The organism is Dorea longicatena, assembly GCF_025150085.1.
GTDB classification, from domain to species: Bacteria; Bacillota; Clostridia; order Lachnospirales; family Lachnospiraceae; genus Dorea_A; species Dorea_A longicatena.
This window is the reverse complement of sequence record NZ_CP102280.1, coordinates 1489162-1507701: the sequence shown is the minus strand read 5'-3', so window position 1 is coordinate 1507701 and position 18540 is coordinate 1489162. Positions and strand designations below refer to the sequence as shown.

At 40.8% G+C, this 18540-nt stretch carries 18 protein-coding genes and 1 pseudogene; all 19 read right to left on the bottom strand.

The genetic code is table 11. The features are described from left to right. Positions 1-12: 12 nt before the first annotated feature. A pseudogene (gene mnmL / locus NQ508_RS07085) lies at positions 13-666 on the bottom strand (tRNA modification radical SAM protein MnmL/YtqA); the annotation flags it as partial. Next, a complete protein-coding gene (locus NQ508_RS14260) occupies positions 641-979 on the bottom strand; it encodes a D-alanyl-D-alanine carboxypeptidase family protein (protein WP_242654676.1) in 339 nt (112 codons plus the stop codon). The pseudogene mnmL and the gene NQ508_RS14260, both read right to left, overlap by 26 nt. A 271-nt stretch (positions 980-1250) precedes the next feature. After that, a complete protein-coding gene (mgsA, locus tag NQ508_RS07075) occupies positions 1251-1646 on the bottom strand; it encodes a methylglyoxal synthase (RefSeq protein WP_006426567.1) in 396 nt (131 codons plus the stop codon). 12 nt (positions 1647-1658) lie between these two features. Continuing rightward, positions 1659-2783 (bottom strand): FtsW/RodA/SpoVE family cell cycle protein, encoded by a 1125-nt coding sequence (locus NQ508_RS07070; protein ID WP_044919570.1) that lies wholly within the window; start codon positions 2781-2783, stop codon positions 1659-1661. Further along, positions 2780-2992 carry a cell division topological specificity factor MinE gene (locus tag NQ508_RS07065; RefSeq protein ID WP_006426569.1) on the bottom strand — a complete coding sequence of 71 codons (213 nt, stop codon included), beginning with the start codon at positions 2990-2992 and terminating at the stop codon, positions 2780-2782. The genes NQ508_RS07070 and NQ508_RS07065 overlap by 4 nt, the downstream gene beginning before the upstream one ends. Positions 2993-3003: 11 nt before the next feature. Beyond that, the gene (minD, locus tag NQ508_RS07060; protein ID WP_006426570.1) at positions 3004-3795 is read right to left on the bottom strand and encodes a septum site-determining protein MinD; all 792 of its coding nucleotides are present in this window, start codon (positions 3793-3795) and stop codon (positions 3004-3006) included. Further along, positions 3777-4367: a septum site-determining protein MinC gene (locus NQ508_RS07055; protein WP_022416120.1), complete on the bottom strand. Its 591-nt coding sequence runs from the start codon at positions 4365-4367 to the stop codon at positions 3777-3779. The genes minD and NQ508_RS07055 overlap by 19 nt, the downstream gene beginning before the upstream one ends. A gap of 17 nt (positions 4368-4384) precedes the next feature. After that, the gene (locus NQ508_RS07050; RefSeq protein ID WP_242654651.1) at positions 4385-7324 is read right to left on the bottom strand and encodes a penicillin-binding transpeptidase domain-containing protein; all 2940 of its coding nucleotides are present in this window, start codon (positions 7322-7324) and stop codon (positions 4385-4387) included. Further along, positions 7317-7835: a rod shape-determining protein MreD gene (gene mreD / locus NQ508_RS07045; RefSeq protein WP_006426573.1), complete on the bottom strand. Its 519-nt coding sequence runs from the start codon at positions 7833-7835 to the stop codon at positions 7317-7319. The genes NQ508_RS07050 and mreD overlap by 8 nt, the downstream gene beginning before the upstream one ends. A 3-nt stretch (positions 7836-7838) precedes the next feature. After that, positions 7839-8717: a rod shape-determining protein MreC gene (gene mreC / locus NQ508_RS07040; RefSeq protein ID WP_006426574.1), complete on the bottom strand. Its 879-nt coding sequence runs from the start codon at positions 8715-8717 to the stop codon at positions 7839-7841. After that, positions 8717-9745, bottom strand: a complete 1029-nt coding sequence (locus NQ508_RS07035; RefSeq protein ID WP_006426575.1) for a rod shape-determining protein — start codon at positions 9743-9745, stop codon at positions 8717-8719. The genes mreC and NQ508_RS07035 overlap by 1 nt, the downstream gene beginning before the upstream one ends. Positions 9746-9781: 36 nt before the next feature. Beyond that, positions 9782-10474, bottom strand: a complete 693-nt coding sequence (gene radC / locus NQ508_RS07030) for a RadC family protein (RefSeq protein WP_006426576.1) — start codon at positions 10472-10474, stop codon at positions 9782-9784. 61 nt (positions 10475-10535) lie between these two features. Then, positions 10536-10796 (bottom strand): DUF4321 domain-containing protein, encoded by a 261-nt coding sequence (locus tag NQ508_RS07025; RefSeq protein WP_006426577.1) that lies wholly within the window; start codon positions 10794-10796, stop codon positions 10536-10538. A gap of 145 nt (positions 10797-10941) precedes the next feature. Beyond that, a complete protein-coding gene (locus tag NQ508_RS07020; RefSeq protein WP_006426578.1) occupies positions 10942-12573 on the bottom strand; it encodes an NAD(P)/FAD-dependent oxidoreductase in 1632 nt (543 codons plus the stop codon). A 31-nt stretch (positions 12574-12604) separates the two neighbouring features. Continuing rightward, on the bottom strand, positions 12605-13834 hold the full coding sequence (locus NQ508_RS07015; RefSeq protein WP_006426579.1) for a BaiN/RdsA family NAD(P)/FAD-dependent oxidoreductase: 1230 nt from the start codon (positions 13832-13834) through the stop codon (positions 12605-12607). A gap of 37 nt (positions 13835-13871) precedes the next feature. Continuing rightward, positions 13872-15155 carry a methionine gamma-lyase family protein gene (locus NQ508_RS07010; RefSeq protein ID WP_006426580.1) on the bottom strand — a complete coding sequence of 428 codons (1284 nt, stop codon included), beginning with the start codon at positions 15153-15155 and terminating at the stop codon, positions 13872-13874. Positions 15156-15196: 41 nt separating this feature from the next. After that, a complete protein-coding gene (locus tag NQ508_RS07005) occupies positions 15197-15493 on the bottom strand; it encodes a hypothetical protein (protein WP_006426581.1) in 297 nt (98 codons plus the stop codon). After that, positions 15487-16431, bottom strand: coding sequence for a tRNA (adenosine(37)-N6)-dimethylallyltransferase MiaA (gene miaA / locus NQ508_RS07000; RefSeq protein WP_006426582.1), 945 nt, complete (start codon positions 16429-16431; stop codon positions 15487-15489). The genes NQ508_RS07005 and miaA overlap by 7 nt, the downstream gene beginning before the upstream one ends. Before the next feature lies 1 nt (position 16432). Further along, positions 16433-18538, bottom strand: a complete 2106-nt coding sequence (mutL, locus tag NQ508_RS06995) for a DNA mismatch repair endonuclease MutL (RefSeq protein ID WP_006426583.1) — start codon at positions 18536-18538, stop codon at positions 16433-16435. Positions 18539-18540 lie beyond the last annotated feature (2 nt).

Genomic DNA, 18540 nt, shown 5'->3' with positions numbered 1-18540 from the left:
AATACGGGCCTCCTATTCTTTGTTGTCCAATAAACGCAATGCCGCTCCATCCAGATAGTTCAGTTTTTTTCCTTGAAAACTATTCTGCTCTTCCATTCTTAAAAGAAGTTCATCACGTAATTTCCACCAACTTGTGTTCCAGTTGCAGAATACGGCATCTTTTTCAGGAATACGGCTAAACAGACGCTCTACGGCAATATCCGGATTTAGATGTTCAAGAAAAGCAATCAGTCTGTTCAGATATTCTTCTTTTTCGCATAGAGATATTGTACCATTTTCATAGTCATCGCACAACCGTGTGTCTTTGGCTATATAGAGAGAATGTGCTTTTACAATCTGAACGGGAAGAGCCGATAATATCTTGGCGGTTTCAATCGAATCATCCATCTCATCTCCTGGCAGATTTAAAATCACATGAGTACAGATATCATAACCATATCTGCTGATACGAAGAACGGCGTCAATATATTCTGCAAGAGTATGACCGCGCGATATTCTTTTCAGAGTATGATAATTTACTGTCTGAAGTCCAAGTTCTATTGCAATCTGAATTCCCGTTGTTTCGCGAATCCTATTTAAAACATCAAGATAATCTTCACGGATGCAGTCCGGACGTGTGGAAATCGCAATTTCTACGATATCAGGAACCTTCGATGCTTCGAGCATATTGTGTGCCGGTTGCCATTAATTTAGCTGCTTCTTTATTCATCATTTCAGCAAATCCATCCATACTTCCGCCTACATATTCTGCTATAGCAGTAGCATTATCATTACCTGAATGTAATAACAGACCATATAATAAATCGGATAAAGTAATTTTATCTCCAGCTTTTATTCCACAAGTTGCTTCATCCGCAGCAAAACTGTTCATATCCGCATTCTGGGAAACGGTTACAACATCGGAAAGATCCGCATTTTCTAAGGCTACAAGTGCCGTCATGATCTTTGTTGTACTTGCAGGATATATTTTGTCAAACATTTGATAAGAAAAATCTACTTTCTTTCTGTCCACATCAAACAGCGCAGCAGAATGTAATGTATTAGTCTCATCCGAAGATATGCCACTGAGACTGATATCACCGGAAGCTACACATAAATCTGAAGCAAATAATTTTCCGGTGTAAAGGTCTTTGTTATAATTTTCTGCCTCGTATTCAGAGACTACATTCTTCGTTCCAAGCAGATCTGTAATTCCACATCCGGTTGCCATGACAACCGTTAATAACAGTACAGAAATTAATTTTGAATATTTACCGATACATTTCACGCCAGTCCAAATCTCCTCTGTCAATTGCCAAAATAATAATCTCTGCTGTTGCAAGGTTCGTAGCTAACGGGATATTATAAGTATCACACATCCGAATCACGTCATTTAAATCTGGATCATGTGGCTTTGGATTAGAGGGTTCTCTCAAAAAGATAAGCGCATCAATGTCATTTTGCGCAATCTGAGCTCCCAGCTGCTGTTTGCCACCTAAAGGACCGGCAAGATATTTATGAACTTTCAGGTTCGTAACTTCTTCAATTAATCTTCCGGTCGTTCCTGTAGCATAAAGACTGTGTTTGCTTAAAATCCCTCTATAAGCGATACAGAAATTTTGCATCAATGCTTTTTTTGAATCATGTGCTATCAGACCTATATTCATATCATTCACTCCTTACTGGTATTTTTTCGGTTGTAATCCTACGTTCAAGACTAATCCAATTCCAATATATAAACTTACAAGAGAAGTCAGACCATAACTTACAAAAGGTAATGGAACTCCGGTATTTGGCAAAATTTTGGTGGCAACACCAATGTTGATAAAACTTTGTATGCCGATCAGGCCGCCAACACCGCAGCATATGATTCTTCCTGCAAGGTCTTGCGATCGTATCCCAACTAAGATACATTGTATCACAATCAATAGTAATAACGCAATAATTATACACCCTCCGACAAAACCTAATTCTTCTCCGATGATCGCGAAAATAAAGTCTGTCTGAGGTTCCAGAATGAAATTACCGTTTTTTACGGAAGTAGTTGTATTGTTATCCAGTCCTTTTCCTGTTAACTGTCCGGATCCTATAGCCATTACAGAATTTTTCTGCTGATATGCTTCATCACTTTCATATTTTTCTGGTTCAATGAAAGCAAGGATACGTTTCTGCTGATAATCTTTGAGGATTTTCTGATTCGGCTGAACAACAATACTCAAAAATATTACTGCGATCGGGACTAGTATAATCAATACCGTACCGATAAACTTATAACTGAGTCCGGCAATATAGATCATAAGGCAGATCATAAGTGCCGGACATATCGTAGTAGATAAGTTTGGCTCAATTAAAATTAAAGCAAGAGGAATTCCTGCCAGAACGGCATATTTAATTAATGTAAATTTATCATTAATATCCTCTTCATGTTCCATCAGGAATTTGGCAAAGAAAATAATAAGCAATATTTTTGCCAGTTCAGATGGCTGGAACTGAATAAATCCTACTTTAATCCAACGGGTTGCCCCATTTACATTTTCTCCGAATAATTTTACAGCTGCAAGCATAATGATAGACAATGCATACAAAACCCAGTAAAAATTCATAATCCACATGTAATCAATTAAGGAAACAACAATCATTGCAGTAAAGCCTATGATAACACCAAGAATCTGTTTGCTCTGAAGTGATTCCTTTGCACTGCCGACAACTAAAATACCCAGAACAGACAAAATCCCGACAAGTGTTACGATTCCAAATTTGTAATTTTTTAAATTGTATGGTTTAGTAAATCTATGTGATCTCACGTTTCTTCTCCTGCTATTTTTATCACTATCTGTGAACGGTTAATCTCTACCTGAAAATCATCTTCTGTAAGTTCCATATATTTGGAAAGTGTTTCGTATAAATCTTTGCAAATATGTTCATAAGCCGAAGGAGTACATTGTACACGATCTGATATGACCAACGTGCGCAGACGATTCTTTGCAATGGATACGGAAGAGTTTTTCAGCATAATAAATCCTCCTAATTCTTCCTGAAAGCATGGGAAATTCTGGAAAATAACCCTTTGCCTGTGTCAAGATTCATAAAAGAGACTTCCGTGCCCGTGATTCGTTTGCAAATGTTAAGATATCCCTTTCCGGCTTTTGAATCCAATCCGATTACCGGTTCCCCCTGGTTCGTTCCTATTACAACCTGTTCGTCATCAGGAAGGATCCCAATCAGCGGAACGGCAAGAATCTCTGTGACATCGTCAACCGACATCATATCTCCTCTTTTCACCATATCCATCCGGATACGATTAATGATAAGATCGATTGTATGGATCTGGTTCTGTTCCAGAAGTCCGATGATACGGTCGGCATCACGGATGGATGATACTTCCGGAGTTGTAACTACAAGTGCACGGTCAGCACCGGCAATTGCATTTTGGAAGCCCTGCTCAATTCCTGCAGGACAATCCAGAAGTATGTAATCGAATTCTTCTTTTAATTCTGCGGTGAGTTTCTTCATCTGTCCCGGAGAAACTGCGGATTTATCTTTTGTCTGTGCGGATGGCAGTAAATAAAGATTCTCATATCGGCTGTCTCTGATCAGTGCCTGTTTAAGCCGGCAGCTTCCCTCAACAACATCAACAAGATTATATACAACCAGATTTTCCATGCCCATAACAACATCAAGGTTGCGAAGACCGAGATCAGTATCAATAATCACTACCTTTTTGCCAAGCTTAGATAATCCTGCACCTATATTTGCCGTTGTTGTTGTCTTTCCAACACCGCCTTTTCCTGATGTAATTACAATAACTTCGCCCATGAATAACTTCCTCCTATAACTGGTTTTACTTTAATCCCTCCGATCCGCAGTTTTTTAGGCTGCATATGGAGTGCTGCTATGACAGCATCTGTCCTGCCGGCGGCACCTGCAATCACGGTTCCGTATATAGTACCTGTCACGATTACATTTCCTTTTGATGCAACCGTTGCACCCTCTTCAACATCTCCGATGATCACGATGCTCTGTTCCGACTCCAGAACCTGTCTTCCTCTTAATGTACCTTTATAGAACTGTCCGTCCCTTTCATGGATAGCTTCAAGGCTTTCGTCCAGTAATTTTTTATGGACTTGTTCTGTAGCAGTATTCTTTTCAATAATGCATAGTATTTCAATACCGGCAGCTGATTCAATCGCTCTTGTCAGCTGCCGCTCTTCTTCTTCTGTGAAAGAACGGCCTTCATATTCTACCGCCATTTTTGCATGATTAAAAAATTTGGCGGCAGATTGAAATTTGTTTTTTACGTCATCAAGCAATTCTTCAAATGAATTGTCGGAATTAAAATAAATCGTAATGCCGTATTTGTTGCTCTTGATGAGAACATCATCTTTCACATAGAATCATCCTTTCTTTAATCTCCACCGTTTGATCCAGTTCCGATATTGGAAGCCTCTCCGGTGATCAGTTCATTTTCCGGAGTAACTTTATAATAATACTCCATGACATTATTACCAACTTCAGCTGCAAAAGTTGAACTGTAACCATTGGCGATACGTATTGCAAATGCAATCTGTGGACTGTCACTAGGAGCAAATCCTACAAAAAGACCATGATCTGGGTGAGTCTGACTTTGCTGAGCTGTTCCTGTTTTACCGGATAATTGTACACCGCTGGCATTTAATTTTGTGAAAATATCTTTGTCTTCGGATGTTACCACTGCTCTCATACCTTCGTGAACTGCCTGCCATGTAGTAGATGATACATCGGTTACTTTATTTTTTACTTCCGGTGTATAATCTTTTACTGTCTTTCCCTTCGGATTAGTCACTTTGTCTAAAAGACTTAAATTATATACAGTACCCTTATTTGCAACAGCTGTAATATATCTTGCCAGCTGACTGGTTGTATAGTTGTTGGTTCCCTGTCCGATAGCGGATAATACAGAGTTGTCATCGGAAATCTGCGGATCTGATTCCGGAATTTCCATACCGGAAGTATCTCCAAGTCCGAATTCTTCTGCATATTTCTGCAGTTTTGCAATTCCTCTTTCACTTGAATAGTAATTCTGAGTACTCTTTCCGTCAGAAGTATCATTATCTAATTTTGAATTCCCTGTACTGTTAAGGCCAAGTCTGTATCCGACTTCATAGAAGAAATCATTACAAGAATGTTGAATTCCCTGCGATACATTCAGGTTGCCATGAGCAGACGGATAAATCCAGCACTTTGGATTTGGTGTAACTTTTTTATATACACCTGCGCACGGAAGGTAAGTATTTACATCAATAACACCTTCTGTCAGACCGGTGATAGCAGATAACGGCTTATAGGTAGAACCTGGTGCTGTTTTTTCCTGAGTTGCATTATTATAAAATGGACGAGACTGATTTGTAAGCAGTTTACTATAATAATCGGAGTCCATAGTATTTGCAAGACGGTTGTTGTCATATCCCGGATATGATACACAGGCCAGTACTTCACCAGTATTCGGATCTGTTGCAACTAAAGATCCGGTACATGGTTCAAGTCCAAGCTGTCCCGGGGTAATTTCCAGTGATTGGATCTTGCTGCGGATAAAATCATAAGCACCGATGCTTCCGGCTTTTAAGCTGTCGTACTGATTATCTTTTTTATCCAGAATATTCTGCTCATATAACATCATACATATCTGTCTGCCGGTAATAGTTCCTGATTTTATCATGTAACGGTAGATCAGTTTGTCAAAATTGTTATCGGTATTTATATAATCCAGAATATAATTTATGATTCCCTGATATACTTCTCCGGAATCGGAATATTGTTCGTTGGATTTTATATAGTCTTTTAATAAAGAAGTATCTATCCAGTTCTTTGAAATTGCATAATTCAAATACGTATAAACATTAATAGATTCTTCATCTTTCCAGGCTTTATACGTAGCATCTTTAGTATCAATGGATTTTGACATCAAGACGCCTGTACCGTTAGTCAGTACATCAGATACCAGGTATGTCAGATACGCCTGGACTTCTTTTGGCTGATCTTTGTATGCGGCAGCTTTTGAATCATTCAGCACTTTTGTCAGTGTATTTTTAACTTCTTCTTTTCTTATAGAAAATGCAGAGGCAACTTCTTTTTCAGCTTCTCCGGCATCGGGATCCGTAAAGTGTGTCATGTCAAGCACATCATTATTGATCATTGCGTTATATACATCACCGATCGGGATGATAACGTCACTTCCATCTTCTACCTTATTGCGGTCAAAATCAAGAGAGTTCTGAATTTTGGCGAGAAGAACTCCTGCAAGTTCCTGCTCGAGAATATTGTAGGCAGCTTTCTGCAGATTGGCATCAATCGTCAGATAAAGATCATTCCCGGCTTTCGGATTTGTTCCTTTTACGGTTTTGATAACTTTACCTACGTTGTTAACATAGAGTTTCTCGCTTCCTTTTTTACCCTGAAGCTGAGAATCCATCGCCTTTTCAAGTCCTGCCTTACCTACAGTATCAGTTTTGCTGTATCGTTCCTGATCGGCATCGCTTAAAGCATCATACTCTTCCTGCGAGATCTGACCGGTATATCCGATAATATTTGCAAAACATTTACTGTCAGCATACTTACGAAGTGATTCTTCTTCTACATTGATTCCTGATAATTTGTCCAGATTTTCCATAATATCCGCAACTGTGGCATCGCTGACATCTTCAGCGATTGTGGTTGAGATATATTTCTGATAACTGTTCAGCCAGATCTGATAACGAATATTGATCAGTTTTAGTACAGTGGACTTGTCCATCTCCTTTTCATTAATTCCGAACTTTTGTTTATCCGTACAGAGATAATGAATAAGTTCATCTGCCGTTGTTGCTTTCTGTTTTTTAGAAAGCTGGTCGATGGTTGATTTTCCATATACATCGGCAATAAAACGTAATTTCTGAGTCTCATTTTGCGCAACAAACTGATAATTGTTATTACTGTCCAAAATGATTCCGAAGTTATTGATAACGGTATCTCCGTTCGATTCGACCATTTTAATAACAGAAGAAATCGTCTTGTTCAAAACTTTATTCTGTTGTGCTATGCTGTCATAAGATCCGTTATCTTCGATTGTAACGGAATATGCCAATTCATTATATGCCAGCAGATTACCGTTCCGGTCATAGATATTACCACGGGTACCCTGTATTTCTTTTGTTTTCTGAATCTGCAGTTTATAATCATCAAGATATTCCTGCCCTTTGACAATCTGAAGATAGAATATTCTCTGTACCAGGATTGCCGATGTAATACAAAAGACAATAATTAATACAAATATTCGAGATTGTACGAATTCTGCAATGCCGGATTTGATCCGTTCCCATAAACTATACAAATTTACTTGCACTCCTTTGCTCTTCTGCTTCCAGTTTCTTGTTAATGTGTAATATGATCTGATACAGAATCAGAGTAACCAGAATGGTATACACAAGTTCTGGCATAATGATCTGTCTCAGGTATGCTTCAAAAGCAAAATCCCCCTGCAAAAGATACATACAGAAGTATGTAACTAAACCGTATATCAATTCACTGATCGCAATAAGTGCGATAGGAAGTTTGATATCATCATCGTAAAAGAGTCTTCGAAATGACCCGTTCATGTAACCAATTACCGAAAAAAGCAGGGTGTAAAAACCGAGAGTGTTTCCCCAGAATACATCTGTCAGGAAACCGGACAGAAATCCAACGGCAAGGCCCTCTTTTTTCCCTCTCATAAATCCGAACGAAGAAGTAACGATAATCAACAGATTGGGTTTGATCGTTGCGAATGCCAATCTGTGAAAAACGGTACATTCTAATAAAAAGCAGATAATGATAATGAAAAATGTGATAAGTTTTCTTTTCATATGCTACTCTCCCTTGGTGTTTCCGGATTCCTGTTTGATGAGTTCGCTTTTGGTCGTTGTAATAACAAGAACCTCCTGAAGTTTGCTGAAATCAACAGCAGGTGTAATGTATCCGGAACGTGTCAGGTTATTGGAATCTACTTTTACATCACTGACATATCCGATAAAGAGTCCCTGAAGAAATCTGTCGCTGACATGCGAAGTAACGACTTGTTCTCCAACTTCAATCTTATTATCATTATTAGCAAGCTTTTCAAAACGGATTCTTCCATTTTCCATCTGTTTTAAATCACCTCTTACCACACAGGTATCTGAAGTAGAAAGAAGCATTGCACTGATATTACTTTCATCATCTATAATAGAACGTACCCGGGCGTAATGAGGTCCGACTTCTGTTACAATTCCCACAAGGCCGCTGCCTGCAAGAACATTACAGTTTTTCTTGATTCCGTCTTTGCTCCCTTTGTCGATCGTAAAGTCGCTGAACCAGTTAGAACCGCTGTTGGAAATTACATGTGCGCCGATTTTTTTATAATCCGAATAATTTTCATCGAGTTTATATAATTCACGGAGTCTTTCCAGTTCATACTGATCCTGACGGAGTCTGGTGTTGTCTATTGTAAGATCATCTACTTTGGATTGTAATTTTTTGTTTTCCTTTTTCATATCCTGCAGTGTCTCAAAATTATCGGAAAGATCGCTCATATAACGTCCTACATATCCGATACCTTTTTGCATAGGAATTACTGTATAATTTGCAATGAAACTGATTGGTCCGTTCCCTCCGGTAATACGTTCTACCCCCATCAGAATAACACAGATGACGATTACGATGATCAGCCAGTATTTACTTGGAAGGGAAGATTGATTTTTTGTCTTCATTATCTCATCCACCTATAATTATCTTCTATCATTGAAAATGTAAGTTTTCTCAAATCTTTTGACATAATAATACGCTTCAGCCCATTTACCGCACAGGTATCCGGTTCCAGAGCTGTCCTTGATTTGATTCCAACCATCTGCTCGATATATATTTCGAGGCCTGGCATATTTGCAAGTCCACCTGTGAGGAAAATCCCGTTTTCATAAATTGCTTTGCGAACCTCAGGAGGTGTCCTGTCTAAAAGAGAATGTATTGCTTTTACACATTCAAGCAGAGGATCCTTCATTGCCGCACGGACAAGCATAATAGAAATAGGCTTTCGCATCGGTACACCTGTGATCAGATCTCTTCCGGCCACCGATAATATAGAATCGGAATCACCCGTAAATACATTGAAATTTCTTCGAAGTACTTCTGCCGTCTGCCGTCCGATCAAAAAATCGTGACTGTGTTTTACAAGATTGATGATCCCCTGGTCAAACGTCAGACCGCCGACCTTTACAAGGCGGTTTAAAACCATACCTCCACCGGCCAGTACAGATAACTCGGTTGTTTCGCCTCCAAAATTCGCAATCATGATACCTTTTGTATTCTGAATATCAAGATTCAGACCTACTGCATCAGCAATAGACCGCTCTACAATGTTTACTTCTTTTGCTTTTGCCGTTGAATGGATTACCAGATCAAAGAATGCTTTCTTTTCTACTTCTGTTACATCCGTTGGAACAGCAATCACATATTCAGAACCACGCGAAAACTGACGTCCCCTTTTTAACAGGTTCTGAAGCAGAAACTGCATGTCATTAAATCTGGAAATGACACCTGCCTCCATAGGAAATGTGATTTCTATATTGGATGGTGCTTTTCCATACATACTGAATGCATCATCTCCAACTGCAAAAATATCGCGATCCCGGTTATCTTTAAATGCAATTACATTTTTCTCTTTCCAGATCGTATCTTTTTTCTTATCGTAGACCTTTATATCATAAGAACCAAGGTCCAGCCCGTATACATTTCTTGCCATCTGACAGAATCCTTTCTTCTATCTTGTTTGCAGAATTTACAGCATGCCCTCCTCACGAAAACTCATATAGCAATTATTGCCAATAATAATATGATCTAACAAATCAATTCCTATAAGCGCACCCGCATCCAGAATTCTTTTTGTTGTCAACATATCTTCACGGCTTGGAGTCGGATCACCACTTGGATGATTATGTAAAATTATAATTGATACCGCATTCTTCTGCAATGCTTCTATAAAAAGCTCTCTCGGTGTAATAAGGGATGCATTTACTGTCCCTTTTGAAATATTGGTTTCGCCGAGAAGCTTTGCCTTCGAGTTTAACATCAATAATTTCATATGTTCCTGTTTCTCGTGTCTTAAATCTTCCATATAATATTGTGCAATCGTTTTCGGTTCGGTAAAACATACGGTTTCTTCATATGAAGCTTTGGAAAGCCTTTTTGCAAGTTCCGATATACAGGATATCTGAATTGCTTTTACCTGACCGATTCCCTTGATCTTTTTCAAACGTTCAACATTAAACTGGTGAATCCCGAGGATTCCGTTTTCGCCGGCATGATACAGGACCCTTCTTGCAAGGTCTACTGCATTTTCACCCTGAGTTCCTGTTCTTAATAATACCGCCAATAATTCAACGTCACTTAAACTGTCCGCTCCCAGACGTGCACATTTTTCATATGGCCGCTCGTCTTTCGGCATTTCTCTCATGGTATTAGATTGATTCATATTTTCTTTAGATTCGCACGACGTTCACAGAAGTAAAGTCAGGGACCTACCTTTCTGTAAACTATAAGAAACGATATATGATAATGGAAAGAATCACGCCAATGATACTTGCCATGGTTATCTTTATCGACAGACCAAATGTTATGACTAACACTCCCAGGTCCAGGACGATCGGCTCGTCTATTCCAAAGGATTGTCCATAACTCAGCCAGGATAAGGCCGGCACCCCTTTTGCCAGCATCCCGATAAAGCCACCAAGAACTACTCCTGCCAGAATAAGCAGAAATAAAGCCCAGGCGTTCTTACTCCCTGCACCTTTCATATGTACTCCTCCTCGTTTTTCCTATCTAAAAAACTCAATACATTTTATCACATTTCAGAAAAAGTGTATAGGTTTATGATATTAAAAAATTCTTAAACTTCTTTTCAATTTTCTACATAAAGTGAGCATATTTCATAAAAAATTTTTATTTTTTTGTCTCTAACGGGCGATATGTGCCGGCAATCATTTCGGCAATTTTTATTCCATCCATGGCTGCAGATGTAATGCCGCCGGCATAACCCGCGCCTTCTCCACAAGGATAGATTCCGCGGATCTCGCTTTGCAGAGAATCATCTCTTATGATTCTGACCGGCGAAGATGTTCTGCTTTCAACTCCTGAAATGACAGCATCCTTTCTTGCATATCCAGGAAGCTTCTGATCAAATATGCATACCCCTTCCTGTAATGAATCCGCAATGATCTCAGGAAAAATGCGTCTGACATTAGCAAGCTGATACATACCTTTTATCTGTGGAATAATATCACCTAATTTTTGCGAAGGTATATTTTTACAAAAATCACCGAATAACTGTACCGGAACCTTGCCGTTTCCTTCCCGATATGCATTTTCTTCTAATTTTCTTTGGAATTCAACGCCGGCAAGTGGATGGCTGCTTCCAAAATCTTCCGGGGTTACGGTAACGATAACGGCGGTATTGGCATTCTGTCCGTCTCGCTTGCTATAACTCATTCCGTTAACAGCAAGGCGATGAGGTTCGGAAGAGGCATTTACTACATATCCACCGGGACACATACAAAATGTATATACACCTCTTCCGTTTTTCAGATTTGTCGTAAGTTTATACGGTGCTGCGGGCAGAAAGTCCGGATAATGCTCTCCATATTGATCTTTATTAATCATTTCCTGAGGATGCTCCATGCGGACTCCTACTGCAAATGCTTTTGGCTGCATAGGTACTTCGTGTTGGTGCAGCATGGCAAATGTATCACGGGCACTATGACCGATTGCAAAAACAGCAAGCTCTGTATCGAGAACATATTTTTCCTGCTTTTTGAGATCGTATACTTCTAATTTGCGGAGCACTTTTGTGTTCCCTGTTGTAACGGTCTGGATATCAGTGACCTGTGAATGAAACCGTACTTCTCCGCCATGCGCACAGATACATTCACGCATTTCTTTTACAACCCGGGACAAAATATCTGTTCCTATATGCGGCTTGCTTTGATATGTGATCGCTTCCGGAGCACCATGTCTGGCAAAGATGCGGAGAACTTCGTGGTTCCGCCCTGATTTGTCTTTAACAAGAGTGTTAAGTTTTCCGTCAGAGAATGTTCCAGCACCGCCTTCACCGAATTGAACATTCGATGAAGGGTCTAATGTTCCGGTCTTCCAGAAGGTTTCTACGTCTTTAGTGCGTTGATCGACATCGGCCCCTCTTTCCAGAAGGATTGGCCGGTATCCGTGGATTGCAAGCATATATCCGCAGAATAGTCCCGCAGGTCCGGTCCCGATGATAACAGGACGGTGCTGGAACTCTCTGGTTCCGTTTGCAGGAAAGTTATAAGCATCTTCTTTCGCCTGAAATTGAATCTGATTACTCTTGATGCTTTTTTTGATTTTTGCCTCATCTTTTACCAGGACATCCACGGAATAAACATAATAAAGATCTGGCTTTTTACGTGCGTCAATGGACTGGCGTCTGATCTTGTATCCCTGAAGATATTCTTTTTTCATATGAAGTGTTTTCAAAATCTTTCGTTCCAGATCTGATTGTGTATGTGCAATGTTTAATTTTAACTGATTGATCCGTATCATGTTTTACTCCTTTTTGTTATCTTTGTAAAAATCACTGCGTATCCGCAGCTGCCTTGCCGGCCAGATAGCCGGTTGCCCATGCCCATTGAAGATTATAACCACCGCAGATTCCATCTGCATCCAGAAGTTCGCCTGTAAGATACAGGCCTTTTATATATCTGGATTCCATTGTCCTGGCACTAAGCTCTATAGTGGAAATCCCTCCTGCACACACTTGTGCATTGTCAAAACCGTTAGTAGTATCAATTAGTACTACGTTTTGCTTAACCGCTTGCACAAAGCTTTTGAACTGCGTTTCGGACAACTCTTGAACCAGCGTGTGCATACGGATGCGGGCCTGCTCTAAAAATCTCGGTATTAGTTTCTGGTGGAAGATCCCAAGAAGATAATCCGCACAGGTCATTTGCTCCCGCCCTTCTTTTCTTTCTAAAAGAAAGGATAAAAATTCGTTTTCTGACATCTCAGGCAGAAAGTCAATTTTAACCTTTGCATTTTGCTTGAGATATAAAGCTTTCGCAACATAGCGGCTGATTTGAAATACAGGAATTCCGGAAATTCCATACGCTGTAAGCTGTAATTCTCCGCGGTCAGAAGCAATGGCTTTCCCGTCACAGATTGCGGTTACGGAAGCATCGGTTCGGACACCGGCTGCTTTGGCGAATAGATTTTTCCTGACCTTAAGCTGTACCAGCGCCGGAACCACGGGAACCATTGTATGTCCCAGGCCCTTTGCCAGTGTGTATCCGCTGCCATCAGATCCCAGTTTTGAACTGGCCTTTCCACCACAGGCCAGAATTACAGCATCCGCTTTCTGTTTTCCTGTATTTAGCTTTATCATAAAGCCGGACGATATCGGGGTAATATCCGTTACCTGAACACCGGTAAGAATTTTGATGCCAAGCCGGTGAAGTTCCAGTTTTAATAATTCCAGAACGGTAGATGCCTGATCTGAATGTGGATAGACATAATTTCCTCTTTCTTTGACCATAAGTCCGAGAGATGAGAAAAAGCGTATGGTATCTTCATACCCAAACTGCTCTAACACTTCTTCAACAAATGGAATATTTTCACTGCGGTAATAAGAAGATTTCATATCTTTGTTCGTCAGATTACACCTTCCGTTTCCTGTTGCGAGAATCTTTTTCCCGACAGAATCTTTTTGCTCATATATCGTAATCTGAACTTTTTGGTTTGATCTTGCAGCTGCAATCGCAGCTACAAGACCGGAAGCACCGCCGCCAATGATTGCTATTTTCTTCATCTGCAAATCCTCTTTTTCTGCATAGATTTTTATAAATTTATAAGGTTACGATTCCTGCGCGGACCAGATATTCTAAAGACATCAGAATTCCCAGTTTTGCATGTGGCCAGGTAAGTCCGCCCTGAAAATATACCGCATATGGAGGCTTGATCGGACCATCTGCACTCAATTCAATAGACGATCCCTGGACAAATGCACCGGCGGCCATAATAACATCCGAATCATATCCAGGCATCGGCCACGGTTCAGGTGTAACATAAGAATCCACCGGAGCGGCCGCCTGAATTCCTTTGCAGAATTCAATTACACCTTCGGGAATTCCGAATTCTACTGCCTGAATAATATCATGCCGGCTTTCTGTCCCGTTTGGAATTACAGGGAAACCAAGTTTTTCATAAATATTTGCTGCAAAAATTGCGCCCTTTAATGCGGATGCAGATACTGTCGGCGCAAGGAATAATCCCTGATAGAAATCCTTCATCACACCAAGCGATGCGCCTACTTCTCTTCCGAGTCCAGGAGAAGTCAGGCGATATCCGCAGGCATCAATTAAATCTTCACGTCCTGCAATATATCCACCGATCGGAGCAAGACCGCCGCCCGGATTTTTGATCAGAGATCCAACGGTCATATCTGCTCCGACATCACTTGGCTCAATTGTTTCAACGAATTCGCCATAACAGTTATCAACCATACAGACAAGATCCGGTTTGATCCCTTTTACAAATGTGATCAGTTCTCCAATCTGCTTTACGGAGAAACTCGGCCTGGTCTGGTAACCTTTGGAACGTTGGATTGCTACCATTTTTGTCTTATCATTGATTGCTTTTTTGATGTTTTCATAATCAAAAGTGCCATCTGCCAGAAGGTCTACCTGGGAATATGAGATGCCGTATTCAGCAAGCGAACCGTTTGACGGCCGGATACCGATCACTTCTTCCAAAGTATCATACGGTTTTCCGGCAGGTGCCAGAAGTTCATCTCCGGGTCTTAGATTTGCCGCAAGTGCGAGTGACAGAGCATGTGTTCCGCAAGTGATCTGCGGACGTACAAGTGCGCTTTCTGTGTGAAAAATAGACGCATATACTTTTTCAAGTGTATCTCTGCCCTGATCATCATAACCATATCCGCTGGCATAATTAAAACATCCGGCACTGACACGGTTGTCCTGCATGGCTTTTATTACTTTCAACTGATTGTATTCTGCAATCTCATCTATCTTTTCGAATCTGTCTTTCAGATTTTTTTCTATATTTTTTCCAAATGAAAGGACTGTTTCACGAATGCCCATTTCATTATAAATTGTGTTCATTGGTATCATAATTGTCTGTTATCCTTCTTTCTGAAAAATTTATCATCTGTTTATTTTGCATCTAAAATTTTAAACCGCAGGGATTCGCACATCGCATCAAACATCGGATTGATGGACGGAATGCGGCGAAGCACATTTTCCGCTTCGCGGTATCTTTCCATATCATATAAGAGCGAAGCTCTGTTAAGATCGAACATGGCCCTCTCTCCCTCGTACTTGATCAGCGGTTCCAGTCCGAGAAGTTCGCGATATGCAAATGCTGTATCCTGATTGCGTGAATAAATTTCCATTAATTCATTCATTTTTCGCAAAAACTTTGATTTACCCCTCAGTTTTTTCTTTAGCATATTTTTCCCTCCAGATGTGAAATCATTGCTTCTAAGATTTTTTCTTCGTCATAATCATATTTTTCTTTTTGGATCCATGTGACCTGCCGCTCACGCCGGAACCAGGTAAGCTGTCTCTTGGCGAAATGCCGGGTATCGCGTTTGATTGTATATACTGCTTCGTCAAGAGCATACTCTCCGTCCAGATATGCCAGTATTTCTTTGTATCCTAATCCCTGCATTGAAACCATCTCTTTGGTACAGCCCATCTCTTTCAGCCGTTTTACTTCTTCAACAAGCCCTTCGCTCATCATCTGATCCACACGTCGGTCAATTCTCTGATAAAGCTGTTCCCTTGGTGCGTTGAGAACAAAATAAACAAATTCATACGGAGACTCTTTCTGACGCTCTTCTTCATTGTGTCTGGACATTTTCTGACCGGTCTGATGATAATATTCAAGCGCACGGATCACACGTTTTATATTATTGGCATGAATATCTTCAGCGGACTTTGGATCAATTTCGCGTAACATATTGTGCAGATATTCCGCCCCTTTTTCTTTTGCCAGATTTTCCAGGTCTTGACGATAATTGTCATCCTGTGAAGTGCTGGTAAAATCAATGTCATATAGTAATGCCTGGATATAGAATCCGGTCCCTCCTACAATGATTGGAATGTGACCGTTAGCGTAGATTTGTTCCATAGCTTTTTTTGCCATCTGCTGGAAACGGACTACATGGAATTCGTCCCATGGCTTTAATTCGTCTACCAGATAATGAGGAATCCCCTGCATCTCTTCTGGACGTATCTTCGCGGAACCGATATCCATATATTCATACACCTGCATGGAGTCAGCAGAAATGATTTCTCCTCCGATGGCTTTTGCAAGTCCAATGGAGGCTTTTGTTTTGCCAACGGCCGTAGGCCCTGTTAGTACTACTAATGGTTTCTTTTTCATTTTACACAATCCTCTTGAATTTCTTTTCCAGTTCTCGTTTTGTCATTGCGATAATGGTAGGTCTTCCGTGTGGGCAGTGATACGGGTTGTCCAGTGATAGCAGTTCACCGATCAGCGCATCTACTTCCTGCACCGACAGTTTCATGTTGCCCTTTACGGCAGCTTTGCATGACATCGAAGCAATCTTTTCGTCGATGAGATCCGGAGACTGATTTCTGGTAATTTCATCCGAAAGACTGTCCAACATCTGGATCAGCAGTTCTTTCTTTGCAATACTGAACAGATTATCTGGTACGGCGCGGACGGCATAAGAATCCTGACCAAACTCCTCAATCTCGAATCCAATCCTTGTAAATTGATCCATGTAGGTGTTCAGAAGCTCTGCTTCCTGCATGCTTAAGTTCAGTACGATCGGAGGGCTGATCATCTGTGAGGTGAATTCCCGGGTTTTCATGGATTTTAAAGTCTTTTCATACAGAACCCGTTCGTGCGCCGCATGCTGGTCGATGATGTACAGGCTGTTATCATATTCTACCAGCCAATAGGTTTCAAATACCTGACCAACGACTTTATATTTCTGCATGGCCTCTCTTGTAAGCAGATGATCTTCAAAAAGCTCCATCTGTTTCGGTGTTTCCGTAAGAGACGGTTCTGGTTTAGTTGTTTCGTCTGTATTCGTCGACATTGTTATTTTTGATTTGCTGGATGCATTCTGCATGTAAGGTATTTTTTCTTCTGCTACGTTTGAAGGTGTTGAAGCAGAAGAAAACGACGGGCTTTCTTTTACCGAAATATTTTCTGCTATATTTTCTGTCGTATGTACTGCTTGCTTTGTTGCAATCTTTTCTCTTCTCTTCTTCTCTTCATGCTCTGCCAGAACCCGTTCTTTCATCCTGGACATGAAGTATTCCAGATCACGCTCCTGCGGAGGCGGCACAATTGCTTTTTTCCGTTGCGGCATCGATGCGGATGTTACACCACCAGTCATTCCTGATGTTGCTCCTGTCTGGACCGCCGCCGGGGTCTGAGAAACAGATCCAGTCTTTGGTTTCGGCGCATATGCCGGTGTATTGGAAACAACCGGCTTTGGTTCCGGCATCTCCACATGCGGGATCAGTTCTTTCTCGTGAAGACCCTGATCAACCGCTGAGTAGATGGCATTATATACTTCCTGCTGGTTATTAAAACGCAGTTCCATTTTAGTTGGATGTACATTGACGTCTACATGTTCACCGTCAATCTCGATATGCAGTACCACGAACGGATACTTGTGCTGCATGGTAAAATCTTTATATGCGTCTTCAATGGCTCTGGAAATGATATTATTCTTGGCATATCTTCCATTGACATAATAATTTTCAAAATTACGGTTTCCTCTGGAAATGATTGGTTTCCCGAGAAATCCTGTGACTTTCAGGCCTTTTGCATCGTATTCTGCTTTTAGAAGATTTGCTGCGATATCACGTCCATAGATATGGTAGATCACATCTTTGAGTTTGCCGTTGCCGGATGTATGCAATTTCGACTGTCCGTTGTTGATAAACTGAAAAGAAATGTGTGGATGCGAAAGTGCAAGTCTTGTCATCAGATCTCCTACATGACTTGCTTCAGTCATAGGTGTCTTTAAAAATTTTCTTCTGGCCGGAGTATTATAGAACAACTGCCTTATAATAAATGTCGTTCCGTCCGGTGCTCCGGTATCTTCAAGGTCTTCCTCTTTGCCGCCTGCGATACGATATAAAGTTCCGAAGGTCTGGTCCCTGGTCTTGGTAATCAGTTCTACCTGTGCAACTGCAGAGATGCTGGATAACGCTTCACCGCGAAAGCCCAGTGAACCGATATGGACCAGATCATCTACAGAACGGATTTTACTCGTTGAATGCCGTAAGAATGCAGAACGGACGTCATCCCGTTCAATCCCGCATCCGTTATCTGTAATGCGCATAAAGGAAATCCCGCCCTCTTTTATCTCTACCACAATTGCCGTAGCACCTGCGTCGATGGCATTTTCTACCAGTTCTTTTACAACAGAAGCGGGTCTTTCAATGACCTCTCCTGCTGCTATCTTATCAATTGTAATCGGGTCTAACACCTGAATTTTACTCATCG